The organism is Nocardia ignorata NBRC 108230 (genome assembly GCF_001612905.1).
Taxonomy (GTDB): domain Bacteria; phylum Actinomycetota; class Actinomycetes; order Mycobacteriales; family Mycobacteriaceae; genus Nocardia; species Nocardia ignorata.
Window position 1 is genome coordinate 36,645 of record NZ_BDBI01000030.1, and the last position, 12,549, is coordinate 49,193.

Genomic DNA, 12,549 nt, shown 5'->3' on the forward strand with positions numbered 1-12,549 from the left:
CATCCACTTTAATTCGATTGTCCTGATGATTAGCCGACCGCACGATAGACCATGTGACCACCCGTGACCGCCTGCTCGGCCTGACCGTCGTCGTCCTGTGGGGCCTGAACTTCCTGGCCATCCGCATCGGCCTCGACCACTTCCCGCCGTTCTTCTTCGCCGCCCTCCGCTTCGCCGTCATCGCGCTGCCGGTGCTCGTGTTCATTCCGCGCCCGGCTGTACCGACGCGCTGGCTGCTGCTCTACGGCGCCGGTTTCGGCATCGCGCAGTTCGCGTTCCTGTTCACCGCCATGCACCTCGGCATGCCGACCGGCCTGGCCTCACTGGTCCTGCAGTCGTCGGCGCCGTTCACCGTCGTGCTCGGCGCGGTGCTGCTGCGCGAACGGTTGCGGCCGGTACAGATCGCGGGACTGGTGGTCGCCGTGCTCGGGATGACGATCATCGGTGCCGACCGCATGGCCCATGCCACCCTGCTCCCGGTCCTGCTCACGCTCGCGGGCGGCCTCGGTTGGGCCTTCGGCAATATCGGCGCCCGCAAGGCAGGCGCCGACTCCCCCGGCTTCGACCCGTTGCATCTGACGTTGTGGATGTCGGTGGTCCCGGTGCTGCCGCTGCTCGCCCTGTCGATGGCCGTCGAGGGTCCGACGGCCGGTTTCGCGGCACTCGGCTCGGCCTTCGCCACCGAAACCGGGCCGCCCGCGCTGATCGCCGTCGCCTACATCGCGATCCTCGCCACCGTCTGTGGTTCCGGGCTGTGGACGTACCTGATGAGCCGCTACCCGGCCGGTACCGTGGCCCCGCTGTCGCTGCTCGTCCCGGTCGTCGGCATCGCCGCAGCGTGGCTGGTGCTGGACGAACAGCCCACGGCCGCAGCCCTTTTCGGTGGCGTGATCGTCATCGCGGGGGCCTTCGCGGCGACCACCGCCAAGGCCCTTCCGGTTTCGACGCCGACCACCGAACCGGCACCTGTCCCGGCCGATGCCGCGGTTGGTCAGTCCCTGCGTCCGCCGAGCGCACGCACGATCGGGAACGAGGCGAGATAACCGAGCACACACAGCACCACCACGACGCCCAACCCGATCAACGCCACATTCCGCGCGGTGTTGTCGGGCGCGGGCGGAGTGGGCGGCACGGCCAGCTGCACCTGGCGCCCCTCCGCGCTCGACGGCTTCTTCACCAGCGGTGTCGTCGTGTCGACATCGTGGGTGAGCGCGGCGACGGGGTCGATGGTGCCGAACCCGCCGTAGGGGTTCCAGCCCTCCGGGGTGGAGTGGGTGGTCGCCTGGATGCGATGGATCACCTGGGCGGCGGTGAGGTGCGGGAACCGGGCTCGCACCAGCGCCGCCACCCCGGCGACATACGGTGCGGCGAACGAGGTGCCCGCGATATTGCTGTCGCCCTGGTTGGTGACAGTCGCGTACGCGAGCCCACCGCTGTTGGGATCCAGCGACACGATCTGCTCACCGGGCGCCGACACCCCCACCCACGGGCCGGGCACGGTGAACGACGAGGGCTGTCCGTTGAGGTCGACCGACCCGACCGAGAGCACGTATTCGTCGTACCAGGCGGGAGTCACGGCGGTAGCCAGCGAATCCCACGGATCGGCACCAGGTTTGAGCGGGTTGATCCCCGGATTACCGGTGCAGGCCTTGTTGTCGCTGTTGCCGGCCGAGGCGATGATGACCGCGTCCTTCACCGTGGCCGCGTACGCGACGGCCGCACCGAGCTTGCGATCGTTCATCGTCGGTGAGCCGCAAGCGACTTCGGAGATGTTGATGACGGTCGCGCCCATGTTGGCCGCGTGCACCACGGCCTCCGACAGGCTCGACACATTGCCGACGCCGCCGCCGTTCTTGGGGTCGTTCGGGTCGACCTCGCGGCCCTTGGGCCGGTACGCGCTGGACGACTGCCTGATCCCGATGATCTGCGCCTCCGGTGCGACACCGGAGAAACCGTCCGTCGAGGACGGTTGACCGGCGATGATGCCCGCCACGAAGGTGCCGTGGGCGTCGCAGTCGACGGTGCCGTCGCTGTCGGCGACGTAGTCACCGCCGCCGATGATGTTCGGCAACCGGGGATGGCGGGCGACGCCGGTGTCGATCACCGCGACGGTCTGCCCCGCGCCACGGCTGAACTGCCAGGCCGGTTCGAGACCGAGGAATTTCTGGGCCGGTGGGGTGGAGGTGGACGGGCTGGTCCGCGTGCTCGTGCACGGGTTCGCCGCTTCGACCTCGGTGTACGGCTTGGGCGCCCCGTCGCCCGGCAGGGCCGAGGCGTCGATGGCGGGCGGCCGGGCCGCGGCGGCGGTCGGCGTGCCGATGCTCACCGAACAGCCGACGATCCCCGCGACGAGAACAACCCGTGTGACTACGTTGTGCGCCCGCCGGCGCCCCCACCAATTCCCACGCACTGCGGCATTGTCGCACATCCGCCACCTACCCGGTTCGCCGGTGAACGGCCGGACCCGATTGCCGAATCGCCGCCGCGACCGGCCGTTGGTCGCTAGCATGTGACCGGTCGGTTTCGAGCTCGGCGAACTGCGCACAGGTCGATATAGCCAGGTCTTCGCCGCGCTCTAGAGTGGTGGCAAATAGCAGGCAATACTCGAGCAAGGCAGCTGAACAGCGTATGGCGGAACAGCGGTGGCCCGTATCGCGCAGGAATTTTCTGCACGGCACGGTCGCAGCGGGGGTGGTAGCGGCGGGGGCCGTGACAGGAGTGCCCGCGAAGGCCGCTCCACCCGGACGCCGGGTCGCGGTGCTCGGCGGTGGTGTGGCCGGGTTGACGGCGGCGCACGAACTCGCCGAGCGCGGCTTCGAAGTGGCGGTCTACGAGGCGCGGGCGCTCGGCGGCAAGGCGCGCAGCATCGCTGTTCCCGGCACCGGGCGCGACGGCCGCCCCGACCTGCCCGGTGAGCACGGTTTCCGCTTCTTCCCCGGCTTCTACCGGAACCTGCCCGACACGATGCGCCGAATCCCGGTGCGCGGCAACGCCGATGGGGTGTGGAACAACCTGATCGCCGTGCCCGAGGCGCGGTTCTCCCGGCGCGGCGGCGACGACATCTCGCTCGCCCTGCCCGGCACGGGCCTGCCCGTGACCACCGCTGACGCGGTCCGCGAAACCCTCACCGCCACGATCACCACCACCTCGAAAATGCCCGCCGACGAGGCCGCGTATTTCGCCAACCGGCTACTGGTGTTCAACAGCAGCTGCCAGGCCCGCCGATTCGGGCAATGGGAGCACACCTCGTGGCGTGATTTCGTGCAGGGGCACACGCGCTCGCACGAGTTCCGCGCCATCGTGGCCCGCACGCTCACCAGCATCATGGTGGCCGCCAAGGAAGACCTGGCCAGCACGAGAACCATCGGCAGCATGGGTGAGCAGTTCCTCGGCAACCCGCTGGGCATCGGCAACGACGGCGGGCTCGACCGGGTGCTCAACAACGCGACCAATACCGCCTGGATCGACCCGTGGGTGGCGCATCTGCGCGGGCTCGGTGTGCGTTTCGAGCTGGACGCGCGAGTGGAGGAGCTCGTCGTGCGTGATCGGCGTATCGCCGCCGCGCGGGTGGCGGGGGTCGGCGAGGTCGACGCCGACTACTTCGTGGTCGCGATGCCCGTCGAACACGCGCGGACCCTGTGGTCGGCCGACGTGCTGGAGCTGGCGCCGCAGTACGCGGCGATGGACCGGCTGCACGTCGATTGGATGAACGGCATACAGATCTATTTCCGGGCGCCGCTGCGTATCTCACGTGGTCACGCGGCATACGTGGATTCGCCGTGGTCGCTCACCTCGATCAGCCAGAACCAGTTGTGGACGCGCAAGCTGCCCACCTTCGGCGACGGCTCGGTGGCCGACTGCCTGTCGGTCGACATCTCCGATTGGCACACCCCCGGCATCCTCTACGGCAAACCGGCCACCGACTGCACGCACGAGGAGATCTTCCGCGAGGTGTGGGCGCAGCTGAGCGAACACCTCAACGATCGCGAACAGCTGTTGCGTCCCGCCGAGGTGCATTCGTGGTTCCTCGATCCGGGAATCTCCTGGCAGGGCGGCCGCAATGCCAATGCCGACCCGCTGCTCATCAACACCGCCGGTTCCTGGGACCACCGCCCCGAACCGCACGGCCCCATCGAAAACCTTTTCCTCGCAGGTGATTACGTGCGCACCGATGTGGACCTGGCGACGATGGAGGGCGCCAACGAGTCCGCCCGCGCGGCCGTGAACGCCCTGCTCGACGTAGCCGGTTCGGCGGCGCCGCGCTGCGAGGTGTTCCACCTGCGCCGCACGCCCGGCCTCGAACCGCTGCGCGTGATCGATGCCGACCGCTACGCCAAGGGCCTGCCCAACCTGTTCGACGTGCCACTGTGAACGCGACCGGACGCAGCTCACACCGCTCCCGAAAGTCAGCCGTAACACCGCGCACATAGACTCGCGTCGTGGCAGACATCTCGGTGCGTGGGCGCCTGGCCTTGCGAGCGGCGGCGGCAGCGTCGTGGGCTTCGCAGAAGGCGGGCCGCGGCAAGGGTTCGATGATCGGCGGCCTGATCGCGCTGAAAATCGATCCGACGATCATGACTCAACTGGGTCGCGACCGCCGGACGGTGCTCATCACCGGCACCAACGGCAAATCGACGACAACCAGGATGACCACGGCCGCGCTCGGCAGCCTCGGTCAGGTCGCCACCCAGGCCGACGGCGCCAATATGGACGCGGGCATCGTCGCGGCGCTCAGCCAGCACCCCGGGGTGGCACTGGCCGCGATCGAGGTCGACGAGCTGCATCTGCCGCACGTATGTGACGCGCTCGACCCCGCCGCCGTCGTGCTGCTGAACCTCAGCCGCGACCAGCTGGACCGGGTCGGCGAGATCAACATGATCGAACGCAAACTGCGTGCCGGGCTGCAACGTCATCCCGATGCCGTGGTGATCGCCAACTGCGACGACGTGCTCGTCGCGTCCATCGCCTACGACCACCCCAATGTGGTGTGGGTCGCCGCGGGCAGCGGCTGGGCCGTCGACGCGACCAGTTGCCCGCGCAGCGGTGAACCCATCGTCTGGGAGGGTGAGAACTGGCGTTCCACCGGCACCGATTTCCATCGCCCGCAGCCGGATTGGTGGCTCGACGGCGAACAGCTGTGCGGTCCCGACGGTTTCCGTGCTCCTCTGCACCTTGCCCTGCCCGGCCGGGCCAATCGCGGGAACGCGGCCCAGGCCGTTGCCGCCGCCGTGGCACTCGGCGCCGATGCGACCAAGGCCACCGATGCCACCGCAACGGTGCGTGAGATCGCGGGCCGCTACCGCACCGTCACCGTCGGCGAACACGACGCGCGGCTGCTGCTAGCCAAGAACCCGGCGGGGTGGCAGGAGGCGCTGTCGATGATCGAGCCGTCCTCGGCCGGGCTGGTGATCGCCGTGAACGGGCAGGTGCCCGACGGTGAGGACCTGTCGTGGCTGTGGGATGTGCGGTTCGAACACTTCGAAGGGGTACAGGTGGTCGCCTCCGGTGAGCGGGCCACCGACCTGGCCGTCCGCCTGACTTATGCCGGCGTGGAGCACACGCTGGTGCCCGATCCGGTGCGCGCCATCGCGTCGTGCCCCGCCGGGCATGTCGAGGTGCTGGCCAACTACACCGCGTTCCGCGATCTGAATCGTGATCTGGAGGCCCGCAAATGAGCGAGTCCACTGTGCGTATCGGGCTGGTGCTGCCCGATGTGATGGGTACCTACGGCGACGGTGGCAACGCACTCGTGCTGCGTCAGCGGTTGCGGATGCGCGGGTACGACGCCGAGATCGTCGAGATCACCCTCGCCGACCCGGTCCCCGATTCGTTCGACATCTACACCCTCGGCGGTGCGGAGGATTCCGCCCAGCGCCTGGCGACCCGTCACCTGCAGCGCTACCCCGGCCTGCAGCAGGCTGCCGCCAAAGGTGCTCCCGTGCTTGCCATCTGCGCCGCCATCCAGGTGCTCGGCAACTGGTACGAGACCTCGGCGGGCGAAAAGGTCGACGGCGTGAGCCTTTTCGACGTCACCACCTCACCCCAGGACACCCGCGCCATCGGTGAGGTGACAACCACGCCCTTGCTCGAAGGCCTCTCCGCTCCGCTCACCGGGTTCGAAAACCATCGCGGCGGAACAACTCTCGGCCCCGACGCGAAGCCCCTCGCCCGCGTCACCCGCGGTGTCGGCAACGGTGTCGGCGACGGCACCGAAGGCGTCGTCCAGGGCTCGGTCCTCGGCACCTACCTGCACGGCCCCGCCCTGGCCCGCAACCCCGAACTCGCCGACTACCTCATCGCCCGAGCCCTCGGCATCTCCCCCACCGACCTCACCCCCCTCGACCTCCCGGTAGTCGACCGCCTCCGCCGCGAACGCCTGCGCGCCTGAGTCGACACCGCAGCGCGGACACCTCGTACTGCTCTACCGTCAGCCGATCGGGGCCACGTCTACGGAGACGTCGATGGTCGAGGTGGCAGCTTCGGTGTAGATGATGCCGCGCAGGGGTGGGACGTCTTGGTAGTCGCGACCCCAGGCGACGGTGACATAGCGTTCGTCGGCGAATTGGTTGTTGGTCGGGTCGAAGGGGAGCCAGTGGTCGAGTAGCCAGACGGCGGGCCAGGCGTGGGTGGCGTCGGCGCCGATCATGCGTTCGCGGCCGGGGGGTGGGTTGGTCGCCAGGTAGCCGGAGACGTAACGGGCGGCGAGGCCGTGGGAACGCAGGCAAGCGCAGGCGAAGCGGGCGAAATCCTGGCAGACACCTTCGCGGGCGGCGAAGACGTCTGCGACGCTGGTGCTCACGGTTGTCGAGCCGGTGCGGTAGTGGAAGTCGTGGTGGATGCGGGAGTTCAGTTCGGTGACCGCGTCCAGGAGCGGACGGCCCGGGGTGAAGCTCTGCGCGGCATAGGCTTTGACGTCGGGTGTGATTTCGGGCTGGGTCAGGTCGAGGGTGAATTCGACGGCGAGGGGCCCGGTGTTCGCGGTCGGACGGGCCTGTTCCCAGGGGAGATCGGCGTCCGGTGGTGGGGGTTGGTCGACTTCGACGAGCGATTCGGCGGTCACCACGAGCCGACGATGTTCCTGTGTCACATGGAAGTACGTGGTGGCGTTGCCGTATACGTCGGGGCCTGCCGAGCGGTCGGACGGGCGGGGGTCGATGTGGATGTCGTGGGCGAGCAAGCGCTGGCCGGGAAACTCTCGTGGTGTGAGATACGCACGTCCGTAGGAACTGCTCACCTCATCGGAGTAGGCGTAGGTGGTGTGGTGCAGCACGCGGTAGGTGCTCATCCGACCACCCTCGCGCTGCCCCACAGGGGCTGAATGCTTTGCGGCACGGTCAACTTGGAAGTCTCGAACGATTCGGCCAGCTTGCGCAACCGCAAGTGCACCCCTTCCAGCAGTTCCACCAGTTCGGTGCGCACACCGTCGTCGGCGTGTTCCAGATCGGCGGGGTCGACCCGCCGCACCATGCGTTGCGCGTCGGCGAGCAGGCGTTGCGAACGCGACGTACCCGAGCTGCCTGGCAGCGCCTGGAGACCGGTTTCGAGCCGGTCGAGCTGGTACACCAGCGAGTGGGGGTTGGCGGCGTCGAACAGCAACAGATCGGCCAGGGCAACGATCTGCGGCGCCCCACGATGTCTACGCCGGTACATGACCGCCGACTCGGTGGCCGCGAGCACCGCGTCGAACAGCACCTGCTCCTCCTCCGGCGGATGCTCACGCGCGAGCGTCGATCCGAGCAGGGCCGTCAGCGCGAGCCCGCGCTCCACCCGCTTGCCGATCTCCATCACCTGCCAACCCGTGTCGCGCACAAGGGATTCCGCCCCGATACCCGACAGGGCGAGCAGAGCCGCCAGCGACAGCGAATGCACCGACGACATCGCCGTCTCACTCTCGGCACCACGGAATTCGGCCAGCGCCCGGTCCACCGCACCGAGGATCATCCAGGTATCCCCCGACACCTGGTCGCGCACAGCCCGAGCCGCCGACCCGTAATGGTCGATCGCGTAGGCCAACGACCCGACCCGCTGCCGATCCCCGGTCAACGCCGCCAGATACCGGAACCCTTCGGCCGATGCCCCGACGACGCGAGACTCCGCGGCCGTTACGTCCGCGACCTCCGAACCGGGCGACGACTCCTCCTCGGCAGCCCTCGGCACGCGAGACACTCCGGCGGTCGACGCCTCCGGCGAGTCCGCACCGGACCCACTGTCGGCAGACACCCCCGCCGCTCGCCCGGCGGGCTCCTCCATCGCCTCGAGAACACGGTCGGTACCGGTTGTCACCGCGAGCGCGTGCCACAGAACCGGCAGCGCCGCACCGCCTTCCAGCCACGGCCGGTAGCGATGGTCCTGGTAGACGTCGTGGGTCGCGGCGAGCAGCCGGACCACCGATTCGGCTCGTTCGCCGTAGCGACCCATCCAGAACAGGTCGTTGAGGACGCGCGGGGAACTCACCGCCTCCACCACCGGCGCGGCTCGGCGCGGGCGGTCCGCGTGCGGGAGATCGGCGGCGGCGGGCGCGGCGGCCGGGGCCGCCCGGACCCAGACATCCTTGGCCGCCACCTTGATCGCGACATGACCTGGTTCGCGCCGCAACCACTGCTGGCCGAGACCACCGGCCATCGCCGTGTACCCACCGCGCCGCGCCAGCGAGAACAACCGCATCCCCACCGGGGCCGGCGCCAGCCCCGACCGCTCCTGCACCGACGGCGCGACGGAGAACTCGGCGGGTTCCTGACCCACCCACCGCCACGTCTCGGCCTCGATCCGTGCCGCGAGTTCCGCGCGTTCGGCGGCGGCGAGATTCGGCCCGAAGGTGGTCGTCCCGTCGACGGTCGAACGAATCACGAGTTCACCGACATGTGAAACCATGTGGGCGCGTTCGATTTCCACCTCGCCCCAGTACGACTGCACCCCGTCGAGCAGCAGTTCCTCACCGAGTACCGTCCGCGCGATTCGTGGCAGGCACACGCTCAACGCGGGTGATTCGAGCAACCCGCTACCGAGGGTGTTGACCACCGTCACCGCTCCGCGCCGCAACACCTCGACCAACCCCACCACCCCGAGCCGCGAATCGGGACGCAGGTCGAGCGGATCGGCGAACTCCGCGTCGACGCGCCGCAACACCACATCGACCCGTTCGAGACTGCCGAGCGACCGCATCCACAGCGCACCGTCGCGCACGACCAGATCAGCGCTCTCCACCAGCGGGAAACCGAGGGTCTGCGCCAGATAGGCCTGGTCGAAGGCGGTTTCGGACTGCGCACCCGGGCTCAGCACGACCACAACGGGTTCCGCGCCGTCGGCCGACTCGGGGGCCGCCTCGGCGAGCATCGACCGCATCGCCCGCGCGAACGGGCTCAACGGACGTGGCCCGGCGTGTTCGAACGACTCCGGGATCGCCGAGGCGACAACGCGGCGGTCGGCCAGCGCGTACCCGGCGCCCGACGGCGCCTGCGCCCAGTCGGCGAGCACCCGGAAGTCACCGTCACCGAACCGGCTGATGTCGCAGCCGTGCAGGAACAGCTGATGCGTGCCGGGCACGGTGATGCCGTGCGCGGCACGCACGTACCCGGCGCTGCCGAAAACCACCTGCGGCGGCAGTACACCGGAGGTGAGCAGCCTGCGCGGCCCGTACACATCGGTGAGCACCTCGTCGAGCACGCGGGAACGCTGCACGAGGCCCGCTTCCAGGCGGGTCCAGTCGTCGGCGGAGACCAGCAGCGGGATGGGATCGAGCCGCCACGGTCGGGCGCTGCCGTCGGGGCCGGTGTAGGTGACGCCGTCGTCCTCGATCCGCCTGCGCACGCGGTGATCGATGTCGGCCAGGCCCGCGACACCGCGCTCGGCGAAGGCCGCCGAGAGTTCGGCCCACATCGGGCGAACCCGGCCCTGGCCGTCGACCAGTTCGTCGTAATAGCCCGAGGTCGGCCCGCCGCATTCGTCGAACGGCGCGTCGGCCCGGCTCGCGGACCGGTACCGGGCGAACTGCTGGGCCACCTGCGCCCGCACGCCCGGCGCGAGTCGCGCCTCATCGAGCTCGGTCATGGGCCCTCCGTATCGTCGCCGGTCGACACCACGCACATCGGCCCCGATTCTCCCCCGTCACCGCCCCGAGCGGAGTGTTCCCGCCCTCGGTGAGTTCGGTCCGAGCACCTACGTAGGGTTGACCAGGTGAGCTACGACCACATCCTTCTGCCGTCGGGCGCGGCCTCCTCCCTCGACGAGATCGACGCCTACCTGACCGCGCACGAAGGTCTGCCCGAGACCGACGCCATCGCCGAGATCGCGGCCGAACTCAACGCCCGCGACAGCGCGCTGCCCGAGGAGGACGGCTTCCTCAGCAGTCCCGTGAGCGGCCCGACCGGCGACACCCTGTTCGTGCCGTCGCCGTACGACGCGATCGGCTTCGTCCGCGATCTGCTGTTCGACCTGGCGACCCCGCGCGGCTACGCCGTCTACGACCCGCAGCTGTCGTGGCTGATCGACCCCGCCGGGCACGTCCCGATCGCCGTCACCCACGGCGGCGCGGGCGAATTCCCTTATCTCACCGAGGAATTGGCGCACCGCTGGGTTGCGGGACTGGCCGCACCGAACCCGTACCTGATCGTCGAACGCGGCGAACAGAGCTACATCCAGACCTACCGCGACCCCGACGGCACCTACACCCTCGAATACCGCGACGGCTCGGCCGACCGGCACTTCGGGACGAAACTCGGCGACGCCGCCGAGGTCGCCCGCATCATCTGGGACTGGACCAACGGCAAACCCGTTGCCGACGAAGCGAACTGGGCCCGAGTCGAGCTCTAGAGCGCGCGTCGACCCGACAGCGCGCGACCGAGCGTCAGCTCGTCGGCGAACTCCAGGTCACCACCCATCGGCAGACCCGACGCCAGCCGGGTCACCGAGAGCCCGGGGAAATCGCGCAGCATGCGCACCAGATAGGTGGCGGTCGCCTCGCCCTCGGTGTTCGGGTCGGTCGCGATGATGACCTCGCTCACGTCGACACCGTCGTCCTGATTGCCGATGCGGGTCAACAGCTCCCGGATCCGCAACTGATCGGGCCCGACACCGCTGAGCGGATCGAGCGCACCACCGAGCACGTGGTAGCGACCACGGAACTCACGGGTGCGCTCGATCGCCTGCACATCCTTGGGTTCCTCGACCACACAGATCATGGTGCGGTCGCGGCGGGGGTCGGCGCAGATCCGGCACAGTTCGCCGTCGGCGACGGTGCCGCACGACACGCAGAACTGCACGCCGTCGCGCACCTTCTGCAGCACGGCCTGTAACCGGTCGATCTCCGGCGGCTCCACCTGCAGCAGATGAAAAGCGATGCGCTGCGCGCTCTTCGGACCGACGCCGGGCAGCTTGCCCAGCTCGTCGATCAGATCCTGTACCGGCCCCTCATACATCAGAAATCAGGCAGTCCGGGCATCGAACCGCCGAGGCCCTGCGACAGCGGGCCGAGCCGTTCGGCGGCCAGCTGCTGTGCGTTGGCCATCGCGTCGTTGATCGCGCCGATCACCAGGTCCTGCAGACCGTCGACATCGGACGGGTCGACGACCTTGGGGTCGATGGTGAGGGCGGTGATCTCGCCGCTCACCTTGATGGTCGCCTGCACGAGACCGCCACCGGCCTGGCCCTGCACCACCGATTCGGCGAGCTCGGCCTGGGCCTGCATCACGGCCTGCTGCATCTGCTGGGCCTGGGCAAGCAGCGCTTGCATGTCGAACTGACCATCACCGGGTTGCACGAAGGCTCCTGTGTCGTTGGCGGCTGGCGCCGCGGGTTTTCGGCCCCGTGAGCCGCGGCCGACGACCGGATGGTGCATCGGGTGGGGGCTCGGGCCTTGTCCACGTACCAGCCTAGTCGGGGTGCCCGGAGGGCGGCGGCTGGCCTTCGGCGTTGCGCGCGGCCTAGGATCGGGACAGGTCGGGCTACGGGTCAGCAACCCTAGGAGATCGGATGAATCCCATGCGTGCTCGTCTGGTGACCACATCGGCTCTGTGTGCGAGCCTGCTCGTTCTCACCCCGGTCGGCGCCGCCGCCGATCCACCGACACCCGTCGCGGACTACGGCGCCGGATGCGTGCTCGACCCCGGCAATCGTGCCGCGACCATCGACTCGCTGCGGTTCCGCTGCAGTGTCGGCCAACAGGATCAGATCTACCGCGACGCGAGCGCGGGCGCGGTGCCGATGGGCGTCACGAACGGCTGGGTGGTTCGTCCGGAACGGCTGGACGGCATCGCGCAGTCGGTGTGGATCGGCAAGGTGTTCCGCACGGGCCCCGACGGCGGCACGCTGACGAACCGGGTCACCGGTGCCGGACTCGAGGCCTTCCCGGCCGACGTCTACCGGGCACCCTCGATCCTCGACGCCGCCCCGGCCTGGGCCTTGAACTACCCCACGCCGGTGTACGACGAGATCAGAGAGGTGACACCCGGCGTCTGGCTCGGCTATTCGTGGTGGCGTGGCGGCGGCCTGCTCGCGGCATTCGTGCTCACCCCTGCCTGATCGTTGACCTTCCCGCTACTGGAGGGTGTTGGC

The 12,549-nt window shown here is 69.2% G+C and carries 11 protein-coding genes; 6 read left to right on the forward strand and 5 right to left on the reverse strand.

The window, feature by feature from the left end; translation table 11 throughout:
• Positions 1 to 53: 53 nt before the first annotated feature.
• Complete coding sequence (locus tag NI2_RS23915) at positions 54 to 1,043, forward strand: EamA family transporter (protein WP_084476699.1); 990 nt, start codon at positions 54 to 56, stop codon at positions 1,041 to 1,043.
• Here the strand turns inward: NI2_RS23915 and mycP are convergent.
• Positions 992 to 2,326, reverse strand: a complete 1,335-nt coding sequence (mycP, locus tag NI2_RS23920; protein ID WP_243750020.1) for a type VII secretion-associated serine protease mycosin — start codon at positions 2,324 to 2,326, stop codon at positions 992 to 994. The two genes, NI2_RS23915 and mycP, sit on opposite strands and share 52 nt — an antisense overlap.
• A gap of 383 nt (positions 2,327 to 2,709) precedes the next feature.
• Here mycP and NI2_RS23925 point away from each other — a divergent pair, with 383 nt between their 5' ends.
• The 3 genes from NI2_RS23925 to NI2_RS23935 all read left to right on the forward strand — a co-directional run bounded on the left by NI2_RS23925 (position 2,710) and on the right by NI2_RS23935 (position 6,388).
• Complete coding sequence (locus NI2_RS23925) at positions 2,710 to 4,371, forward strand: hydroxysqualene dehydroxylase (RefSeq protein WP_243750021.1); 1,662 nt, start codon at positions 2,710 to 2,712, stop codon at positions 4,369 to 4,371.
• A 68-nt stretch (positions 4,372 to 4,439) separates the two neighbouring features.
• Positions 4,440 to 5,675: a Mur ligase family protein gene (locus tag NI2_RS23930; protein ID WP_067494574.1), complete on the forward strand. Its 1,236-nt coding sequence runs from the start codon at positions 4,440 to 4,442 to the stop codon at positions 5,673 to 5,675.
• Positions 5,672 to 6,388, forward strand: coding sequence for a type 1 glutamine amidotransferase (locus NI2_RS23935; RefSeq protein WP_067494578.1), 717 nt, complete (start codon positions 5,672 to 5,674; stop codon positions 6,386 to 6,388). The genes NI2_RS23930 and NI2_RS23935 overlap by 4 nt, the downstream gene beginning before the upstream one ends.
• 39 nt (positions 6,389 to 6,427) lie before the next feature.
• Here the strand turns inward: NI2_RS23935 and NI2_RS23940 are convergent, their stop codons facing one another.
• Together NI2_RS23940 and NI2_RS23945 are read right to left on the reverse strand one after the other, a co-directional pair.
• Positions 6,428 to 7,285: a transglutaminase family protein gene (locus NI2_RS23940; RefSeq protein ID WP_067494938.1), complete on the reverse strand. Its 858-nt coding sequence runs from the start codon at positions 7,283 to 7,285 to the stop codon at positions 6,428 to 6,430.
• Positions 7,282 to 10,047 (reverse strand): circularly permuted type 2 ATP-grasp protein, encoded by a 2,766-nt coding sequence (locus NI2_RS23945; RefSeq protein WP_084476701.1) that lies wholly within the window; start codon positions 10,045 to 10,047, stop codon positions 7,282 to 7,284. The genes NI2_RS23940 and NI2_RS23945 overlap by 4 nt, the downstream gene beginning before the upstream one ends.
• Positions 10,048 to 10,173: 126 nt before the next feature.
• On the opposite strand from NI2_RS23945, the gene NI2_RS23950 reads away from it, so the two are divergent.
• Positions 10,174 to 10,809 carry a hypothetical protein gene (locus NI2_RS23950; RefSeq protein WP_067494582.1) on the forward strand — a complete coding sequence of 212 codons (636 nt, stop codon included), beginning with the start codon at positions 10,174 to 10,176 and terminating at the stop codon, positions 10,807 to 10,809.
• On the opposite strand, the gene recR is transcribed toward NI2_RS23950, so the two are convergent.
• Together recR and NI2_RS23960 are read right to left on the reverse strand one after the other, a co-directional pair.
• Entirely contained in the window at positions 10,806 to 11,414 is a 609-nt protein-coding gene (recR, locus tag NI2_RS23955; RefSeq protein ID WP_067494585.1) for a recombination mediator RecR, read from the reverse strand. The genes NI2_RS23950 and recR overlap by 4 nt on opposite strands.
• A complete protein-coding gene (locus NI2_RS23960; protein ID WP_371852005.1) occupies positions 11,414 to 11,728 on the reverse strand; it encodes a YbaB/EbfC family nucleoid-associated protein in 315 nt (104 codons plus the stop codon). The genes recR and NI2_RS23960 overlap by 1 nt, the downstream gene beginning before the upstream one ends.
• 239 nt (positions 11,729 to 11,967) lie before the next feature.
• On the opposite strand from NI2_RS23960, the gene NI2_RS23965 reads away from it, so the two are divergent.
• Complete coding sequence (locus NI2_RS23965) at positions 11,968 to 12,516, forward strand: hypothetical protein (protein ID WP_067494588.1); 549 nt, start codon at positions 11,968 to 11,970, stop codon at positions 12,514 to 12,516.
• The last annotated feature ends 33 nt before the right edge of the window (positions 12,517 to 12,549 follow it).